General features: G+C 38.5%; 21 protein-coding genes. 15 read left to right on the top strand and 6 right to left on the bottom strand.

All coding sequences use genetic code 11. The features are described from left to right. The first annotated feature begins 41 nt into the window (after positions 1 to 41). The 10 genes from ACIP9C_RS03980 to ACIP9C_RS03935 all read left to right on the top strand — a co-directional run bounded on the left by ACIP9C_RS03980 (position 42) and on the right by ACIP9C_RS03935 (position 9,854). A complete protein-coding gene (locus ACIP9C_RS03980; protein ID WP_401008807.1) occupies positions 42 to 1,397 on the top strand; it encodes a VanW family protein in 1,356 nt (451 codons plus the stop codon). 18 nt (positions 1,398 to 1,415) lie between these two features. Beyond that, positions 1,416 to 3,086, top strand: a complete 1,671-nt coding sequence (locus ACIP9C_RS03975; protein WP_401008805.1) for a GspE/PulE family protein — start codon at positions 1,416 to 1,418, stop codon at positions 3,084 to 3,086. A 12-nt stretch (positions 3,087 to 3,098) separates the two neighbouring features. Further along, complete coding sequence (locus tag ACIP9C_RS03970; protein WP_401008803.1) at positions 3,099 to 4,151, top strand: type IV pilus twitching motility protein PilT; 1,053 nt, start codon at positions 3,099 to 3,101, stop codon at positions 4,149 to 4,151. Continuing rightward, positions 4,148 to 5,353: a type II secretion system F family protein gene (locus ACIP9C_RS03965; RefSeq protein WP_401008802.1), complete on the top strand. Its 1,206-nt coding sequence runs from the start codon at positions 4,148 to 4,150 to the stop codon at positions 5,351 to 5,353. The genes ACIP9C_RS03970 and ACIP9C_RS03965 overlap by 4 nt, the downstream gene beginning before the upstream one ends. A gap of 104 nt (positions 5,354 to 5,457) precedes the next feature. Then, the gene (locus ACIP9C_RS03960; RefSeq protein ID WP_401008800.1) at positions 5,458 to 5,922 is read left to right on the top strand and encodes a prepilin-type N-terminal cleavage/methylation domain-containing protein; all 465 of its coding nucleotides are present in this window, start codon (positions 5,458 to 5,460) and stop codon (positions 5,920 to 5,922) included. A gap of 105 nt (positions 5,923 to 6,027) precedes the next feature. After that, positions 6,028 to 7,002 carry a type IV pilus biogenesis protein PilM gene (gene pilM, locus ACIP9C_RS03955; RefSeq protein ID WP_401008798.1) on the top strand — a complete coding sequence of 325 codons (975 nt, stop codon included), beginning with the start codon at positions 6,028 to 6,030 and terminating at the stop codon, positions 7,000 to 7,002. Continuing rightward, entirely contained in the window at positions 7,002 to 7,595 is a 594-nt protein-coding gene (locus ACIP9C_RS03950) for a PilN domain-containing protein (protein ID WP_401008796.1), read from the top strand. The genes pilM and ACIP9C_RS03950 overlap by 1 nt, the downstream gene beginning before the upstream one ends. Beyond that, positions 7,592 to 8,308 carry a potassium transporter gene (locus ACIP9C_RS03945; protein ID WP_401008795.1) on the top strand — a complete coding sequence of 239 codons (717 nt, stop codon included), beginning with the start codon at positions 7,592 to 7,594 and terminating at the stop codon, positions 8,306 to 8,308. Before ACIP9C_RS03950 ends, ACIP9C_RS03945 begins: the two co-directional genes overlap by 4 nt. Before the next feature lie 58 nt (positions 8,309 to 8,366). Further along, entirely contained in the window at positions 8,367 to 9,119 is a 753-nt protein-coding gene (locus tag ACIP9C_RS03940) for a prepilin peptidase (protein ID WP_401008794.1), read from the top strand. Positions 9,120 to 9,131: 12 nt separating this feature from the next. After that, positions 9,132 to 9,854 carry a gamma-glutamyl-gamma-aminobutyrate hydrolase family protein gene (locus tag ACIP9C_RS03935; protein ID WP_401008792.1) on the top strand — a complete coding sequence of 241 codons (723 nt, stop codon included), beginning with the start codon at positions 9,132 to 9,134 and terminating at the stop codon, positions 9,852 to 9,854. 37 nt (positions 9,855 to 9,891) lie between these two features. Here the strand turns inward: ACIP9C_RS03935 and lexA are convergent, their stop codons facing one another. Further along, the gene (gene lexA / locus ACIP9C_RS03930; protein WP_401008790.1) at positions 9,892 to 10,509 is read right to left on the bottom strand and encodes a transcriptional repressor LexA; all 618 of its coding nucleotides are present in this window, start codon (positions 10,507 to 10,509) and stop codon (positions 9,892 to 9,894) included. 175 nt (positions 10,510 to 10,684) lie between these two features. On the opposite strand from lexA, the gene yneA reads away from it, so the two are divergent. Both yneA and ACIP9C_RS03920 read left to right on the top strand, forming a co-directional pair. Further along, entirely contained in the window at positions 10,685 to 10,999 is a 315-nt protein-coding gene (yneA, locus tag ACIP9C_RS03925) for a cell division suppressor protein YneA (RefSeq protein WP_173478223.1), read from the top strand. Further along, positions 10,996 to 11,661: a YneB family resolvase-like protein gene (locus tag ACIP9C_RS03920; protein WP_401008788.1), complete on the top strand. Its 666-nt coding sequence runs from the start codon at positions 10,996 to 10,998 to the stop codon at positions 11,659 to 11,661. The genes yneA and ACIP9C_RS03920 overlap by 4 nt, the downstream gene beginning before the upstream one ends. 91 nt (positions 11,662 to 11,752) lie before the next feature. Here ACIP9C_RS03920 and ACIP9C_RS03915 read toward each other — a convergent pair whose 3' ends face one another. Further along, complete coding sequence (locus ACIP9C_RS03915) at positions 11,753 to 12,274, bottom strand: GNAT family N-acetyltransferase (RefSeq protein ID WP_401008786.1); 522 nt, start codon at positions 12,272 to 12,274, stop codon at positions 11,753 to 11,755. Between the two features lie 183 nt (positions 12,275 to 12,457). On the opposite strand from ACIP9C_RS03915, the gene ACIP9C_RS03910 reads away from it, so the two are divergent. Continuing rightward, entirely contained in the window at positions 12,458 to 12,691 is a 234-nt protein-coding gene (locus tag ACIP9C_RS03910) for a DUF896 domain-containing protein (protein WP_340825578.1), read from the top strand. A gap of 220 nt (positions 12,692 to 12,911) precedes the next feature. Further along, the gene (tkt, locus tag ACIP9C_RS03905; RefSeq protein WP_401008784.1) at positions 12,912 to 14,906 is read left to right on the top strand and encodes a transketolase; all 1,995 of its coding nucleotides are present in this window, start codon (positions 12,912 to 12,914) and stop codon (positions 14,904 to 14,906) included. 232 nt (positions 14,907 to 15,138) lie between these two features. Here tkt and ACIP9C_RS03900 read toward each other — a convergent pair whose 3' ends face one another. Then, positions 15,139 to 16,020, bottom strand: a complete 882-nt coding sequence (locus tag ACIP9C_RS03900) for a LysR substrate-binding domain-containing protein (RefSeq protein WP_401008782.1) — start codon at positions 16,018 to 16,020, stop codon at positions 15,139 to 15,141. A gap of 99 nt (positions 16,021 to 16,119) precedes the next feature. On the opposite strand from ACIP9C_RS03900, the gene ACIP9C_RS03895 reads away from it, so the two are divergent. After that, positions 16,120 to 16,887: a sulfite exporter TauE/SafE family protein gene (locus ACIP9C_RS03895; RefSeq protein ID WP_401008780.1), complete on the top strand. Its 768-nt coding sequence runs from the start codon at positions 16,120 to 16,122 to the stop codon at positions 16,885 to 16,887. 96 nt (positions 16,888 to 16,983) lie between these two features. Here ACIP9C_RS03895 and ACIP9C_RS03890 read toward each other — a convergent pair whose 3' ends face one another. From ACIP9C_RS03890 to liaF, 3 genes are read right to left on the bottom strand one after another with little or no spacing between them, the layout of a single operon-like run. Next, positions 16,984 to 17,616: a response regulator transcription factor gene (locus tag ACIP9C_RS03890; protein ID WP_401008778.1), complete on the bottom strand. Its 633-nt coding sequence runs from the start codon at positions 17,614 to 17,616 to the stop codon at positions 16,984 to 16,986. After that, positions 17,591 to 18,628, bottom strand: coding sequence for a sensor histidine kinase (locus ACIP9C_RS03885; protein WP_401008776.1), 1,038 nt, complete (start codon positions 18,626 to 18,628; stop codon positions 17,591 to 17,593). The genes ACIP9C_RS03890 and ACIP9C_RS03885 overlap by 26 nt, the downstream gene beginning before the upstream one ends. Then, positions 18,625 to 19,314 carry a cell wall-active antibiotics response protein LiaF gene (liaF, locus tag ACIP9C_RS03880; RefSeq protein WP_401008774.1) on the bottom strand — a complete coding sequence of 230 codons (690 nt, stop codon included), beginning with the start codon at positions 19,312 to 19,314 and terminating at the stop codon, positions 18,625 to 18,627. Before liaF ends, ACIP9C_RS03885 begins: the two co-directional genes overlap by 4 nt. Positions 19,315 to 19,391: the final 77 nt, after the last annotated feature.

The raw sequence follows: 19,391 nt of genomic DNA, 5'->3' as shown, positions 1-19,391 counted from the left end.
GACATTTATTTTTTCAATAAATTAGTAAAGGTCGTGAGGCTATGAAATTATATTTGAAGTTGGGTGCGATTATAGTAGGTTTAGTTGTGCTGTTAGCTATATGGCTTCCGAATCTAATCATAGATCGTGCGCTAGCAAAAGGAGATGGCTCCACAATTGGGGGCGTTTTAGTAAAAAATTTAGAAGAGGATGCAATAGAGGTAGCTTTGCAAGAAGCTATTCGTGTTTGGCAGGATACGCCGATTTCTGTTGAAGGTGCAGGTGTAACAACATCACTCGATCCAAAATTGTTAGTATTTGACGTCGCAAGTTCGGTGGCTGAATATCGCAGTTTAACGGATAAACCTTGGTTTGCCTTCTGGGAAGGAAAACGAACAGTTCATATTCCTTTACAAGTCATAGGGGACGAGCAACTGACAAAGCAGCTGGAATCTATTGGGGTATGGGAGACAGAAACCACATTAAATGAAGTTATAGCGCAAGCATCTTATTTAAATAAACATAGCATTGAAGCAACCGTTGCAGATACGACTTCTATGGAAGCAGAGCGATTAGCATTATCAATTGAGCAAATACCGACGAATGCAAAAGGAGTTTTAGCACTAATAAATACGTTAAATGACTACATTATTGCTCCAAACGAGCCGTTCTCCTTGTTAAGTGTTATAGGAGAAAAGGCAGAGGAAGCCAATAGTGAAGGGTTAAATTTTGTAGCTTCTTTAATTTATCACACTGTACTGCAAACAGAATTTGAGATTTTAGAGCGCCATGCACAAGATAAAAAAATTGAGTACTTACAACAAGGTTTGGATGCTGCAGTCAATCGTGCATTAAATAAAGATTTGCAATTTATCAATTATGCCAATCAACCAAGTAAGTTAAAACTAATGATTGAAAACGACTCATTAAAAGTAGAATTATTAGCTCAAAACAAAGAAAAAGAGATTACCGTTCGTGTAAGTAAAGATAAAATCGTCCAACCGCGCATCATTACTCGCTATTCAAAAGATTTAGCCATTGGGCAAGAAGAGATTATACAAAATGGACAAGAAGGTGTGCGAGTAGAAGTGTACCGATTGATAGTGGAAAACGGCAGTACTAGAGAAGAATTGGTGAGCCGTGATTACTATGCACCAATCAATCGAATTGTCGTTCAATCTTCAAGACAGCCTGCAGTTAGTGATGGAACAGGAAATACTTCAAATGATGCAGATTTACAAGTTGATTTAGATGGGGACGGATTAGCGGATTCACCAGAACAACCTTCAAAAAATCCACCTACTAATAGTAACACTTCGAATACAAGTGGATCTTCAAACACAACACCGTCGAACGATCCAGAAATTGTATATGGTTACTACGATAAAGGCGGTAATTTTGTACAAACAAGTCCGTAATGAGAGGAGCATATGCAAATGGCTGTAAGAACTGGACGGAAGCGTTTAGGGGATTTACTTGTTGAATCGGGAGTTATTACGAATGAGCAGCTAGAATATGCTCTTACGACTAAAACAAAGGAAGAAAAGTTAGGCGATTTTCTAATTAAAGAAAATATTTTAACAGAGCAACAATTAATCGAAGTGCTGGAGTTTCAATTAGGTATCCCACATATTCATTTAAATCAATACTCAATAAGCCCGGATTTACTTCAACTCGTTCCTGCGGAGCTAGCTAAACGTGCAAATATTATTCCGATTCGACGTGAGAAAAACAAGCTATTTATCGCGATGGCGGACCCGATGGATTATTTCGCAATTGAAGAGGTCCGCATGGCGACAGGTTGCCAAATCGAAACAAGTATAGCCGCAAAAGATGATTTATATCGAACACTTACGAAATATTATGATTTACAAGAATCAATGGAAGCGGCATTGCTAGATATTGGGGCAACTTCTGAAGAAGCGCAGGTAGAAATCGAACGTGAAGATTCACCGATTGTGCGTCTCGTCAATCAAATTATCGCGAACGGTGTTGCGCAGCGTGCGAGTGATATTCACTTTGACCCACAAGAAACGGATTTGCGGGTTCGATATCGTGTAGACGGTGTGCTAAGAACTGAACGGTCTTTGCCTAAGCACATGCAAAGTATTGTACTCGCTCGTATTAAAATTATGGGCAACTTAAATATTACAGAAAATCGTATTCCACAAGATGGACGGATTAAAACTAATGTCAATTTCAAGCCAGTTGATATTCGACTTTCTACGCTACCAACTGTTTATGGAGAAAAAGTTGTAATGCGTATTTTGGATTTAAGCAACGTTGCAAATACAATAGATCAGCTTGGCTTTACAGAGCGTAATGAAGCATTTTTCCGTAAAATGATTGCGCATCCTAATGGCATTATGCTCATTACTGGTCCTACTGGTTCAGGTAAGTCCTCTACATTGTATGCGGCTTTAAGTAACTTGAATGAAGAAGGCGTCAATATTATTACAGTAGAAGATCCTGTGGAATATCAGCTCGATGGCATTAACCAAATTCAAGTGAAAGAAGAAGTAGGGTTAACATTTGCAACTGGATTACGTTCTATTTTGCGACAAGACCCAGATATAGTAATGATTGGTGAAATAAGAGATTTGGAAACTGCGCAAATTGCTGTGCGTGCTTCCTTAACAGGGCATTTAGTGTTAAGTACATTGCATACAAATAGTGCGGTGGAATCGATTTCCCGTTTGCAGGACATGGGGGTAGAGCCATTTTTACTATCTTCTTCATTAGTAGGTATTATGGCACAACGATTAGTGCGTAAAGTATGTCGAGATTGTGGAGAAACCTATGCTTTTACGAATCACGAACTAGAAATCATGCAGAAAAACGGCATTGAAGGGGTAACACATGGCAGACGTGGAAGGGGCTGTCCTTCATGCAATCAAACGGGGTATCGTGGGCGTATGGCCATCCATGAAATTTTACCAATCGATCGGACGATTAAAGATATGATTTTAAATCGTAGTGGAGATAGTGCTATTCGCGACTATATGAAACAAGAAGGCTATTACACGTTACTAGTAGATGGATTGTTAAAAGTAGTCGAAGGACAAACGACTACTTCAGAAGTATTACGTGTAGCAAATGTAGACTAGGATGTGAACCGTATGATGACAACATCGAGAAATATAGAAGAACTTTTAACACGTTCATTTGAGGAAAAGGCGTCAGACTTACATTTAACAAAGGGGATTCCTCCTGTATATCGCATCCATGGTCAGCTGGAGCATTACGGGACTGAACCACTTGCTTCAGAAGAATTACAAACGATGGTGGAAGCTATTTTACCTGCACATAAAATTCAAGAATTTCAGGATAAAGGTGAAACGGATTTTAACTATTCATTGCCCGGGAAATGTCGTTTTCGTGTAAACGCCTATCATCAGCGAAATGAGATGACAATCGCGGCACGTTTAATTGAAGCAAAAATACCGTCCATTGAATCGTTAAATATGCCTCAAGTGTTGTATCAGCTAGCTGAAAAACCACAAGGACTTATTTTAGTAACAGGCCCAACAGGTTCTGGGAAATCGACGACACTAGCTGCGATGATTGACTATATTAATGAAACAAAATCAAAGCATATTATTACACTTGAAGACCCAATAGAGTATTTACATACACATAAAAAGTCTGTCATTAATCAACGCGAAGTAGGTGTGGATACTCAAAGTTTTGCCAATGGTTTACGTGCAGCACTACGTCAGGACCCTGACATGATATTAGTCGGTGAGATGCGAGACTATGAAACGATTTCAACAGCTATTACAGCGGCTGAAACAGGTCACTTAGTGATGGCGACATTGCATACAAGTAGTGCACCAACAACGATTGATCGTATTATTGATGTCTTTCCACCACATCAGCAAGGACAAATTCGTGTACAGTTAGCGAATGTATTAGTAGGCATTATTTCACAGCGTTTATTTATTCGAAAAGATGCAAAGGGGCGAATTGCAGCAACTGAAATACTAGTACAGGCACCGTCCATTGCTAACTTAATCCGCAATGAAAAGGTACACCAAATCCCTAGTGTAATGCAGACAAGCCGTGCGCTCGGTATGCATACATTGGAATCCTCCATGCAGCAGTTAATTGCGATGGGGAAAATTTCGTTGGAGGATGCAAGACCATATATGAATGCGGGTGAGTATCAGTGACCGTTTTTCGCTATAGCGGACGTACTAAAACTGGTACACAAAAAAAGGGAATTATTGATGCAATCAATAAAAAGGCAGCACTCGAAAAATTACGTGCGCAAGGTATTAATGCACGAGAGTTGGAAGAGTCAAAAAGTCTTTTGCATAAAGAATTGAATTTCGGCGGCAAAGTGAAGCATCAAGATTTCGTTATTTATTGTCGGCAATATGCAACGCTTATCCGTGCTGGGGTGTCAATCGTTGAAGCTACACATATTTTAGGTGTGCAAACGAAAAGTAAGTCGCTAAAAAAGGCTTTGGAGCAAGTTGAAGAGGACATTCGAAGCGGTACTTCATTTTCAGATGCTGCGGCCAAACATCCAAAAGTTTTTCCAGTGATGTTCGTCAATATGATGCGTTCTGGAGAGGCGACGGGTAATGTAGATGACACTTTAGAGCGACTAGCAGGTACGTTAGAAAAGCAATTTAAAATAAAGAAAAAAGTGCAATCAGCATTAACTTATCCAGCTATTTTATCGGTGCTGACAATTGCGGTAGGGATGTTTTTAATGATTTTTATCGTTCCCACATTTATGGCAACTTTTGAGGATATGGATTTAGAAATGCCATTATTAACGGTAATTGTCGTTAGCGTGTCAGATTGGTTAGTTGAATTTTGGTATATAGTGATTGGCATTTTATTGTTAGCAGTCTTTCTATTTAGGTATTTCTATAACCATAATAAGCTCTTTCATTACAATGTGAATTACGTCTTATTACGAGTCCCTGTATTTGGCGTTTTAATGCAAAAAAATGTCATTGCTCGGATGACGAGAACATTATCCTCCTTATTTAGTAGTGCAGTGCCGATATTACATGCACTAACGATTGTTGAAAAAGTTGTAGGCAACCCAGTAGTTGGGAAGGTTGTTTTGGAGGCACGGGATAATCTTGAAAAGGGTGGTACTTTATCGGAGCCATTAGAAAAAAGCTGGCTATTTCCGCCGTTAGTAACGCAAATGACATCAATCGGTGAAACAACAGGTTCACTCGATTATATGCTAGAAAAAATAGCCGATTTCTATGAGGATGAAGTCGATCGCTCGGTCGATACATTAAAATCGCTAATCGAACCCTTAATGATACTCGTTTTATCAGGGGTTGTAGGCGTTATCGTAGCAGCAATCTTCCTACCGATGTTCGCACTCTATGAAAGTATGTAAACAGTAGAAAACTTAAAGGAGGTGGTATGAAAAATAGGTATTGTCGTTACGGGTGTACGTGTTTTCGCACTAATTATAAACCATTATTAAAGGAGGAACACACCATGTTCAAAAAATTACTGAACAAAAAACTATTAAAAAACCAAAAAGGTTTAACACTTATCGAGTTACTAGCTGTAATTGTGATTTTAGCGATTGTCGCAGCCATTGCGATTCCTGCGATTGGGAATATTATTGATAACTCAAAATTCAATGCAGTAAAAGCAGATGGTATCAACGTAATAAACGCTGCTAATATTTACTATACTGATAATCCTGAGGCAGCAGACGATGTACAAATTTCAACATTAATTACTGAAAAATATTTAGATGCTGCTGGTAAAATTCCAACAACATCTAAAGTTTCTAAAGATGTTCCTAGAAAATTAACAGCAACAGTACCTAATGTAGTGGGAGCATATAGTGTAATATTTACAGCACACTCAATTGATGCTATTAATGCAGATATTGAAAAGGGAAGCAAAATTAAAAGTAATTATACTATAGGAACAACAAAAAAAACGCAGTAACCCTCCCAACCCACTCAGAAGCGTAGCCAATACCGCGCTTCTGGTTGGGAAATGGATGGTTAATGTTTAGACACTTGATTCAGTCAAAAGGAGGCATCTTTTCGCATGTTTAAAAAGAAAAAGAATTCGCATGTGTCGATTGAGATAAAGGATTATGTTTTGCGTGCGCTTGTGGCAAAAGGTGCTGATCCATCGCAGTGGAAGGGCTATGAGTTACCATTGGCGCAAGGGGTAGTCGAAGGTTCAATAATCAATGATGAAATCGTATTGTTTGATATGATGAAAAATCATGTTGCCAAATGGGCAGGCAAGAAGCAAAATGCACGTATTTTTGTACCGGATACTTCCGTGTTGCTCAAGAGTTTTGAACATCCGCATGATGTGGAGTCAAAAGAGTTAAAAAGCTACGCTGAAATGGAGCTTGGACAAACGATTCATTTACCATTTCACGAGCCACTTATAGATGTTTATGATCCAACCCCGAATGATGGACAAGCGATGTTATTTGCGGCTCCATCAGAAGAAGTGAACAAAACGATAGGGATGTTGCTCGATGCTTCGCTAGAACCGCAAGCTGCTGATATTCGAGCATTGTGTAATATTCGTCTATTAGAGCATATGCAATTACTAGAAATAGACAGAACATATTTAATAGCAGATTGGTCTATAAACGAATTGTCGATTAGCATTTATTCGTACGGTCAACTAGAGTTTTTACGTTATCAATCGTTTGAAACAGACTTAGCAAAATGGCAACCAAAAGAGCAGGAAGAGTTTAATTACTCATTCCATTTAATAGATGATCAAGACAATTATCAATTGACACTAACGGATCAAATTCTTGAAATTGATCGTATTATGAACTTTTTTAAATTCTCGTTACATAAAGGTGAAAAAAGTGTAGATGATATTTTCCTTTTAGGTGATAATCCATTATTGCCTACGATTACGGAGTTTCTAAGTAATAATTTCACGACACCCATTACGGTGTTAAATGACGCCATGGTACAAAAATCTTTCCCTCAATTTTCTGAGAAGTTTGCGAGTCTAATAGGGCTGGCTTTGAAGGAGGTACACTGATGGTACCTGAAATTAACCTCTTACCGAATTTAGAAAAACAGAAATCAGCACCAATTCTCTTATATATATTAATTATTGTACTAGTTGGTATCGTTTTAGCGTTCATGATAATCCAATATTTTCAGGCAAGAGGCGAGATTACGAAATTAAATGCGCAGGAAATAGAGCTGACGTCACAGCAAGAAAAGCTACAAATAGAATTAGATGGTATACGAAATATGAATGCAGGTTCGCTTGAGCAATCGGTTCAATTTGTCAATCATGTAGCTTACCCTGTAACACCATTAATAGATGAGACGCAAGCATTATTGCCAGAGCAGACGTATTTACGGAATTATCAATTTGGTGATACAAATATAGAAATTACCGCTGATTTTGAAACGATGTCAGCTATTTCAAACTATCTTGATAAACTAAACGTAAGCCCTTATTTCACGGATATTCAAGTTGGAACAATTGAAAATTTTGAGTTATCGATTGGGGAGCAAAGCGAAGTAAATTTAAAGGATAAATATCAGGAATTACCGCGTTATTCGGTAACCATTACGTTGGCAATTGATTTTATTTATTTGGCTGGAGGTAGAGAATCATGACAAGCAGCAAAAACTCAGCGATTCTTCTGCTAACCGCATTAGTTGCAGCACTGTTATTTGCGCTCTATTACTATTTATTAACACCTAAATTGGAAGAGGTAGAGGCGAAGGAACAAGACGTAAGTGCACTTCAACAAGAAATTGCAACAATTCAGGAGCAAATTGCTGCATTAGATACGGTACAACAATCACATGGTGTAAGTGTGCTATCTTTGCGAAAAAAAGTGCCTCAAACTCGCGCCATTGAAGGTGTTATTCGAAATATCGAGGAAATAGAAGCAGTAACAGGAACGCGGGTTGAAGCTGTAGAATTTAATAATTATGATTCACTCGTGATGGACTCTTCGATTATTGACCCAAACACGTCAGCAATTGAGGAGCAAGCGCTCAGTGACACAGCACAACAACTTACTGAAAATAGCGTGCAAGCAGATGGTGAAGAAGGGGATAAAACATTACCAACGTCTACAATTGCTAAAGAAGCATTACCAGCAGAATTGAAATTAGTGACGTTTAGTATTGATGTTGTCGCAAAAGATACGAAGGCAATGCTTGAATTTTTAAAGGAAATTGAAAAAATTGAACGTGTGATGAAAATCGACACATTAGATATTACATTAACTGGGGAAGAAGTTTTATTTGAGGAGGATGCAGATTCATCCATTAAGGCTACCATTCAGGTAACAACCTTCTATTACGAAGGGGAACAATGATGTTAAGGCGCGCATACTCCAAAGTATGGGCGCTATGTTAGTTTAGGAGGCAGTAAAAATGGAAATGGCTTATACAATACTAGTATTTGTATTTGGACTAGTTTTTGGATCGTTTTTTAATGTTGTAGGATTACGTGTGCCGATAAAGGAGTCAATTGTAAAGCCGCCTTCTCATTGTACGAGCTGTCAGAGACAATTAACGGCAATTGATTTAGTGCCAGTTTTGTCCTATGTTTTTTTAGCAGGTAAATGTCGTAGCTGTGGGCAAAAAATTTCGTGGATTTATCCGCTAATGGAGTTGCTAACAGGGGTATTATTCGCCTTTTCATATTGGCAATTAGGCTTTAGTAAAGAGTTTATCGTAGCTATACTATTGATATCATTATTAGTAATCCTCGTTGTATCGGACTTCGCATATATGCTTATTCCTGATAAAGTGCTTTTGTTTTTTTTGCCATTATTAGCTATTGGACGGGTGTTATCACCCTTAACACCGTGGTGGGATAGTATCGTAGGTGCCGTTGTTGGCTTTGGCATATTATATTGTATTGCTGTTGTATCACGTGGTGGTATGGGCGGTGGCGATATTAAATTATTCTTTTTACTTGGACTTGTACTTGGTACAATAAATACATTATTGACATTATTTGTAGCGGCAGTAATTGGTATGATTGTCGGGATAATCGTGCTCAAAGTACGGCAACAAGGTCGAAAAACGCCGATTCCTTTTGGACCATCCATTGCTTTAGCTGCAATTATCGTGTATTACTATGGGAATGTCATCATTGATTGGTATGTAGGATTATGGTAAGGGGGTATATGGATGAAACCGATTATTGGTATTACAGCATTTGCGGAGGACGATTTATCGTCAAGATTGAATGTAGCCTATAGTAAAAGTGTGATTGAGGCTGGTGGCATTCCACTTATTATTCCACTAGGGGTAGAGGAAGATGTAGCACAAATTTTATCGCTGACGGATGGCTTATTATTATCTGGTGGTCATGATGTTCATCCATTTGAATTTGGAGCGGAGCCTCTACCGAAGCTAGGACAAATACATCCAGAACGAGATAAGGTGGAGCTTGCCTTAATTCATGCGGCTTTTACAAGGAAAATGCCGATTTTCGGGATTTGCCGTGGCATGCAAATACTCAATGTTGCACTAGGTGGAACTTTATACCAAGATGTTGATAGCGAATATCATAGTAGTAGGCTGTTGAAACATACGCAACTAGCCGCTCGTGGTGTAGCTACACATTATGTGCAATTAACGCCTGATACGTTGTTAAAATCAATTATCGAGGAAGAAAAAATTGCTGTGAATTCATTTCACCATCAAGCTGTAAATGTATTAGCAGAGAAGCTAATCGTTGCAGCGAAATCGAGTGATGGCCTAGTTGAAGCGTTCGTACATGAAGACTACCCGTTTTGTTTAGCAGTGCAGTGGCATCCAGAAGAACAAGCCGTTGTAGGAGATTTAGCTGCAGAGAAGCTCTTTGCTGCCTTCACGGAGCAGAGCTTAAAATATAAAAGAGAAGCATGAGTGCTTCTCTTTTTTGTTTGCTAAGTATGAGAATGCATTAATGTACACGGCGATATAAGCCGACTACTTGTCCTAAAATTGAAACTTGATCTACAATAATCGGTTCCATTGTAGCGTTTTCTGGCTGTAAGCGGAAATGATTTTTTTCCTTGAAGAAGCGTTTAACTGTTGCTTCATCTTCTTCTGTCATTGCAACAACAATATCACCGTTATCAGCTGTTGCTCTTTGCTTGACGATGACTAAATCTCCGTCAAAAATACCCGCCTCGATCATCGATTCACCCATGATTTCTAACATAAATAGCTGATCTTCACTTGTACCGTAAATATCAGGTAATGGGAAATATTCGTCGATATTTTCGATAGCTGTTATAGGTGATCCAGCTGTTACCTTACCAACAAGTGGTACATGGATGACGCTTTGCTTTTGAATTGAATCCTCTGGCTCTAAAATTTCAATCGCACGTGGCTTAGTAGGATCTCGTCGAATAAAGCCCTTTTGCTCTAAACGAGCTAAATGTCCATGAACCGTTGAGCTGGAAGCAAGTCCAACTGCTTCCCCAATTTCACGTACAGATGGCGGATAGCCTTTTGCACGTACTTCTTCTTTGATAAACGCTAGTATATCCTCTTGTCTTTTCGAAACTTTTTTCATGATTGCTCACCTCTTTTTTTATATCATTCTTCTTACTATCTTCTTACTAGATAGTATAGCAGAATGCGAACACTTATGCAAACATAGGTTCGAAAAGTGTTTGACAAAAACGTCTGTTCGCTTTATTATAAGAACATACATTCCGAACAAACATTCTAAAAAGGGGATAAGATGAATGAATTGGTTTAAAAAAAATACACATATTTCAATTTTGTTAGGCGCATTTTTACTATTTGCAGGTTATCTTGTTATAACTGATCCTGGAGACATTACTTACACAGAAATTAATATTGAACATGGCGATAGCTTATGGTCGTTAGCTGAGCAATACCGTGGTAAAATGGGTACGGACGACTGGATAAAACTTGTGAAAGCCGAGAACGAATTACATAGCGTGAAAATAGTTGCTGGAAAATCACTCGTTATACCAGTAGTGGGTGACAATAAGATACCCACCAATTCAATTGAAATTGCGAGAAGTGAAAGATGATGAATAAACAACAAACGGCTGTAATTTACTGCCGTGTGAGCACCGAAAAAGAGACACAAAGTTCTTCATTGGAGCGTCAACAAGAAGAATTACTTCGATATGCTGAGGAACAAAACTATGATGTGAAAAATGTTTTTCTGGATAAGCATAGTGGGTATGATGTTGAGCGCGAAGGATTACTTGAAATGCTCGATTATATTAAAGAAAACGAGATACAAGCATTATTTGTGCAAGATGAAACACGTTTAGGACGTGGTAATGCACGAATGGCTGTACTTCATTTATTGCAAAAAACTGAAACAGATGTTTTTTCCATGCGTGATGCAGGGCCTGTACAATTGAATGAGATGGATACGATGTTGCTCGAAATTTTAGCTATTGTTGAGGAATATCAACGTAAAATCCATAATGCGAAAATTCGTCGTGGCATGCGCCGTGCAGTAGAAAATGGCTATCGTCCTGAAAATAACCTTTCCAATCGTGGTAATCCAAATGGTCAGGAGCGTAAGGAAGTGCCTATAGAAGAAATTGTGAAGCTGCGTAATCGGGGCTTTACCTATGAGGAAATTGCTGCGACACTAAGAGGTCTTGGCTTCGATGTTAGTAAGGCAACCGTACATAGGCGGTATCAAGAACATCAAGAAAGGTTAGCGGGCAATTAATTTTGCCCTGCTAATCTTTTTTTCATGCTTAAAAACGTTCCTGTTTGTAAAATAAACTGTCCAAGTAGGTTGTTGTAGGGCAAGATAAATTTCATATTAAAGCTGACCATTCTTCCTGTAAAATAGCGTAATAGTATTCATCCCACCAGTCGTCACCAAACGGTATACACTTTTTGAAAAAACCTTCACGTCGCATACCGATTTTTTCCATCACTCGGTAGGAAGCAATATTTTCGGGCTGGCATGTAGCGATAATTCTATGAAGCTTCATATTGGTAAACCCATAATCTAATAGGGCGTGCGCTGCTTCTGAAGCATAGCCATGACGATAATATGCAGGATTCAACACCCAACCAATTTCATAGGTATGTTCACCAAAGTAGGGATGGAAAACTAGATGACCGATGACTTGTGGCTGATCATGTAAAACAATAGCAAAATGTTGTGCTTGCTCCCCGCTATTATCTGTTATAAATTTTTGTACCTGTTCTACAGTTAAAACACCTTCTGGCATATAGTACATCACCGATTTATCGGACATATAACTATAAACAGCTTGCAAATCTTGTGCTTCAAATTTTCGAATATGTAATCGCTGTGTTGTGATGTTCACCTTATTTCCTCCAATAAAGTATAAATTTTTTCCTTGTATAATTAGTTATACACGACTAACATCTGGAAGTCATGTAAATTATGGCTAAGAAGTGTTTTTAAGGGTTGGTATAACTGCATTTTAAGGGAAACCATGCTATACTTTGCATACTGAAGTGATAAAGGTATTGAAAGGTGTGTAACAATGTTATCAAAAGAAAAAATTAATCGAATTAATGAATTAGCAGCAAAAGCGAAGGCGGGCAATTTAACAGAGGAAGAAGCGAAAGAGCGTACTTCTCTTCGCAAAGAATATTTAGATACATTTAGAGCGTCAATGCGCGATACGATTGAAAATGTTAAAGTTGTCGATGAAGAAGGCAATGACGTTACACCTGAGAAGGTAAAACAAGCGAAAAAAAATAAATTTTTAAATTAATATGTCACATTTAATCCAGTACTAGATCGTTTTGGGTTTCTATTGTTATAGCTGGATAATATTCGTCATTCAGTTCTTCCATTTTAAATGGCAAGTTACAAAATGATGATAAAGTATGACATAAATCTCAAATAGTATAACAAAAGCATTGTTTTCTAGGACAATGTTGACTAAACTGTAGTAGAACAATATATAGGACGAGAAAGGATGTCACAACATAATGACTCAACATGCGGATCAACTAGCGATTAATGCTATCCGAACATTGTCAATTGATGCAATTGAAAAAGCAAATTCAGGTCACCCAGGCTTACCGATGGGGGCAGCGCCAATGGCTTATACGCTTTGGACAAAACAACTTCGCCACAATCCGGCTAATCCAAAGTGGTATAACCGCGATCGTTTCGTACTTTCAGCAGGTCACGGCTCTATGCTTTTATATAGCCTACTTCACCTTGGAGGTTACGGCCTTCCAATGGAAGAAATTCAAAACTTCCGTCAATGGGATTCATTAACTCCAGGACATCCAGAATACGGTCATACTGTTGGAGTAGAGGCAACTACAGGTCCTCTTGGACAAGGTATTGCCATGTCAGTTGGTATGGCAATGGCAGAGCGTCATTTAGCTGCTACTTATAATAAACCAGGACATGATATTGTCGATCACTATACATTTGCGCTTTGCGGCGATGGCGACTTAATGGAAGGTGTTGCAGCTGAAGCGATTTCATTAGCTGGTCACTTAAAACTTGAAAAATTAATCGTATTATACGATTCAAATGATATTTCATTAGATGGTGATTTAGAAAAATCATTCTCTGAAAACGTACAAAAACGCTTTGAGTCATATGGCTGGAACTATTTAAAGGTTGCTGACGGTACAGAAGTAGAAGCTGTTAACCAAGCAATCGAGGAAGCGAAAAAATCTACTGGCAAGCCAACACTTATTGAAGTGAAAACAGTAATTGGTTTCGGTTCTCCAAACAAGTCAGGTAAATCTGATTCTCACGGTGCTCCACTAGGTACTGATGAAGTTGTATTAACAAAAGCAGCGTACGAATGGGCACATGAACCATTCCAAATTCCTGCTGAAGTATATGATACGTTCAATGCAGCTGCTGAAGTGCAAGGTGCACAATCTGAAGCAGCTTGGAATACGAAATTTGAAGCATATAAAGCTGAGTTCCCTGAATTAGCAACTCAATTCGAAAATGCTATGAATGGTAAGCTACCAGAAGATTTTGCAGCAGAATTACCAGTATATGAAGCTGGGAAATCTGTAGCAACACGTTCTTCTTCAGGTGATGCAATCAATGCAATTGCGAAGAAAACACCATCATTCTTCGGTGGTTCAGCTGACCTTGCTGGCTCGAACAAAACGACGATGAAGGGTGCAGGCGATTTCTCAGCAGACGATTATGCTGGTCGTAATATTTGGTTCGGTGTGCGCGAATTTGCAATGGGTGCAGCAATGAACGGTATGGCTCTTCACGGTGGTCTAAACGTCTTTGGTGGTACATTCTTCGTATTCTCAGATTACGTTCGTCCTGCTGTGCGTCTTTCTGCACTAATGGGTCTTCCTGTGACATATGTATTCACACATGACTCAATTGCTGTAGGGGAAGATGGTCCAACACATGAACCAATCGAACACTTAGCTTCATTACGTGCAATGCCAAATCTTTCTGTTGTTCGTCCGGCAGATGCGAATGAATCTGCAGTTGCATGGGAGCTTGCAGTATCTTCTGAAAACACACCAACTGTATTAGTATTATCTCGTCAAAACTTACCAGTGCTTGACGCGTCAATTGAAACAGTTCGCGAAGGTGTTACAAAAGGAGCTTACACTGTATCACCTGCTTCTAAAGAAGTAGCAGATGCAATTTTAATTGCAACAGGTTCAGAAGTTTCACTTGCAATTGAAGCCCAAAAAGCATTAAAAGCTGAAGGCATGGATGTAGCAGTTGTGTCAATGCCATCAATGGATCGCTTCGAAAAACAAGATGCAGCATATAAAGAATCAGTTCTTCCAAAAGCTGTGACAAAACGTCTTGCAATCGAAATGGGTGCATCATTCGGTTGGCATAAATACACTGGCTTTGAAGGAGACGTTCTTGCTATCGACAAGTTCGGCGCTTCTGCACCAGGTGAATTAATTATGGAAAAATACGGTTTCACTGTAGAAAATGTTGTAGCGAAAGTTAAAGCGCTATAAAATTATTACAGAATAAAATAACGTTACTCTTTACGTAAACAAAAAGTACACCACGTATATAGTGGTGTACTTTTTTGTTTTAGCGTGTAGACAGCCCGTTGATTATGAATTAAGAAGCTTTATGCTTCAGCAAATTTTTGAGGTAGTGTCGCAAAAATGGATTTCCACTCATTCTGTTCTGGCAAGTGTTTCGACCTTAGAAACTTCATAGGTAGTTTTTATAAAAAATATGTTATTGCGATTCAAATTGTTCATTTATATACCGTACAAAAGTTGGTTTTTTCAATTCACTTTTTCGTGTGCAAATAAATAAACTTTGTTTAATTTCTACATTATTGATAAAGATATGTGCCAATTTATTGGTTTTGATGCTGTCCGTTACGCTGAGAAGAGGGGCGAGGACAATTCCGTAGCCTGCTTCTACAGCTTTTAAAGATTCAAATAGTCCTTGCATTTGTAAGCCAATCTTAGGCAATGGGCAATTTTGAGCATAAAAAACAGCTTCTAGTAAGTCGCGTGTCGAACTACCTTTTTCCCGATAAATTAATTCCTCCTGTGATAACTCACGTAACGAAACGATTTGATTCGCCAATGGATGGGATGGATGGGCAATAAACGCAAATTCGACTTCCATTAACTTTTCAAAATATAAATCTTCGTGTCCAACATTACTTTGAACAACAAATCCGAAGTCTGCTTCGTAATTTCGAATTTTATCTTCCACTGATTTAACATTTCCTAGTGATACGTAAAATTCTACACCAGGATACATTAATTTGTAATTAGCAATATATTCAGGTAGGACATAATTAATCGGAATGTAAGAAGTCGCAATATGAATTTTTTCTTCTTTTGCGACAAATGCTTGCAGCTTATCCTCAATTTGGGCTTCTAAGTGAAACAAGCGTTGTCCTTGTTCATAAACAAAGCGCCCTTCTTCTGTTAATTGAATTCCTCGTCCTTTACTTTTCGTTAGCTGCAAACCCAACTCTTTTTCTAAATTACGAATTTGGATTGTCACAGCAGGTTGGCTTAACCGTAATTCATTTGCCGCAGCAGTAATACTCCCTAAATCTGCAACTTTTGTAAATATTTTTAGTGCATGTAAATTCATTGTCATCACCATTTTATAAATTTTTTTTATGAATAGGAAAAAAAGATATATTTGTTTTATGTAAATTATAGCAGTAATTTAGAAAGAGAGGTGAGTGGAATGGCTATTCTCATAAATGAATGGTTTTCAGTAGATGGATTACTGTTATGTTCGATCGGAATCATAGCTGCGATGATTGGTGTCATGTTTGGTGCAGCAGGTTTTATATTACTTCCAGCAATGCTAGTAGTAGGTGTACCTATTCATGCTACGGTGGCAGTGAATAAGTTTGCGACAGGAGTATCTTCGTTTACAAATGTCATCACGTTATTGTTAAAAAAAGAAATAGCTCTGAAGGAAATGGTGCCGTTTATGATAATGGCAAGCTTGGGCGGAATATCAGGGGCATTTTTAGCTACAAGGATTTCTGAACAAGTCATGAATATTATTGCTTGTTTTATTTTAGTACTATCCTTTTTTATTGTACTCAAAAATAATAAAAACATAGGGATGAAGGAAGAAGATCATCATGAACAAAAGCCCTTGTTTATCACACCTTTTTTTATTGGTATGTATGACGGGGGATTTGGTCCAGGTTCTGCATTAATGAATAGTATGTATTTTTTGAAGAGGCGACATAGCTATTTAAGGGCTGTTGAATTAACACGTTTCATGATGTTTTCCAGTTGCATGAGTGCTTTTGTATTTTACTATCTATTTGGTATCGTCAATTGGGGGATTGCTATTCCAGTTACTGTAGGTTCGATTTTGGGATCGCACTTAGGAATGAAGTTGGTGCCGTACATTCGAATGAAATGGCTTCAAATCGCCATGCCCGCAATCTTCCTTCTATTGATTGCACAAGTTGTACGTGATTTATTGTTCTAAATTACATGTATTATTAAAGATTGTTTAAATGAGTAGAAAAGGATAACTAGCAAAATGTTCAGTTATCCTTTTAAAAGCCTTATGAAATTATTATCATTACTTGGCCAAACCATTTTGGAAGGCGTAGACGACGGCTTGTGTACGATCTTGGACGTCTAATTTGGCTAAAATATTGCTGACATGGGTCTTCACGGTTTTTAATGCGATGTATAAGTCATCAGCAATCTCTTGGTTTGCTTTGCCCTTTGCCATTAGTAGTAGAACTTCCATTTCACGGTCAGTTAATTGTTCATAAAGTGGTGTGTTCGAACCGTAGCGCATACGGTGCATCATTTTAGATGTGACTTCGGGCTCCAAAACGGTTTCTCCGCCGATTGTTTTACGAATGGCGTCAGCAATTTGCTTAGCGTTGGATGTTTTTAAAATATAGCTAACCGCGCCAGCCTCCAAAGCCGGATAAACTTTGTCATCATCTAAAAAGCTTGTGACCATCATTATTTTCGCTTCTGGCCAGGCTTCTAATATTTTGGCAGTCGCTTCCGCTCCTGTCATTACAGGCATGACATTGTCCATTAAAATAATATCTGGTCGAAGGGCAAGGGCACGTTCTACAGCCTCTGCACCATTTTCCGCTTCACCAACAACGGTAATATCAGGCTGTGCTGACAAGTAGGCAGATACGCCAATTCGGACCATCTCGTGGTCATCCACTATTAATACTTGTATCAACTTCAACAACCTCCTTCTGTAGGGGAACTTTGACCTCTACAATCGTACCTTCTCCAGGTACGGAAACAATTTTATACATACAGCCAATTTCAACCGCTCGCTCGGCGATATTTTGTAGTCCATAAGAAGTCGATTTATCCGCCTCCACATCAAAGCCGAGGCCATTATCTTGAATACGTAAAATCGCTAAATCATCTCGGGCAACAAGAAGTAGTTCAACCTCTGTTGCTTTAGAATGACGCAACGTATTTGATAAAGCTTCCTGCGCAATGCGGAATAAATGATCTTCCTCTGCCTTCGATAAAGACATTTCTTCTAGCTCATATTCAATATGAAAATATACTTTTTGTTGAAGCTCGATAATCAATTCCTCTAAGCCTTGGGCGAGCGTTTTATTGTGCAGGGCAACAGGGCGTAAATGTAATAATAATGCGCGCATTTCAAGCTGTGCCTGCTGTACAATTTTTTCTACTTGCTTTAAGCTTTTAGCATTTTCATCGCTTTCTGTCAGAGCAGAAAGTAACATGGAAGCGGCAAATAATTGCTGTGAAACGGAGTCATGTAGTTCACGTGCAAGACGTTGACGTTCGGCAATAATGCGCTCTTGGATGACTTTATCATTTGCTTCCGCACGTTCATTGGAAAGTCGCTGTAAACTTTTCCGTTGTGTATCAATTAGCTCGCTCGTTTGAACAAGTGCTTTTTTCAGTGGTTTCGGTAGTGCCTGTTTTTTAGGAAGGACGAAATCAGGCTCGATTAATTCCTTCACAAAGCGAGTAGCTTGTGCCTCTCGCGCTCGAGCTGTCATACTAATCCAGCATGAAATAATGAAACTAAGGGCAAAAAGGCTTATTAAAATCACGCCACCTAGCGGCATATTATCATAGTTTTGTTGCCATAAAGGTTGCCAAACTTTTTCATTTGGTTCGCCCCAAACAGCAAAGAGAAGGCCGAAAGCTGCACCAATCAATATGAAAAATAAAGTAAATACTCTTGAAAGAAATGCAATCATTTACGTAGCACCTCCAAATCTCCTAGCCATGTAGCAACGTGTATAACGAGGGTACGCTTTGCATCTTCAGGGTTGCCATCTGAGAACACAATACTTTCATTCAGGAGCCGCTGTGGACCGCCTTGTAGACCCGTAAATTCTCCAAATAACGTCGTGTAGTGTAATCGAAATGGAATTTCATAAGGTACATATATTTGCACTTTGCCAATTCCTTGTCGGATTGTAACTAGACTTGGACCAGCAGGTAAAATCGTTTGGGTTGTATCGATCGTAATGTCACCAGCAAGACGTTGGATTTGTACATCTTGCCATTTATAGGCATCTACAGGTGCAGGTATTGTCCCAAATAGTTCATTTTTAGTTGCTGGAAGCTTTTCGAATTCTAATGTAACGATTTTCGGTTCATTTTCTCGTTGTAAGTATTGATAGAGTGTGTATAAGAGCAAAATAACGATAAATAGGCGCAAACTCCACATCGTAAAAAGGGAGATGGCGATAAAGAAAATTCCTGTCCATTTTAAAAATCGTATGTTTTTCGAAAAGCTTAAATAGAGCAATACAGCTCCAATTATTAAACAAAAAGCGCCACCATTATTGAAAATTGTGAGCTCTACAAAAACGAGTAAAAAGAAGCATAGAACCCAAAATGTGAGTTTATTTGTTGTAAAGTTTTGCAAGAGGGTCACCCTTCTTTCTACTAAATTTATTTCCGAGGAATATCAGATTCCTAGTAATGAGCTTCTACCATCGTTTTAATGGCGTT

Origin of the sequence: Lysinibacillus sp. NPDC093210, from assembly GCF_044753985.1 — a bacterium.
GTDB lineage: Bacteria > Bacillota > Bacilli > Bacillales_A > Planococcaceae > Lysinibacillus.
The sequence above is the reverse complement of the archived record's forward strand: the minus strand, read 5'-3'. Positions and strand labels throughout refer to the sequence as shown.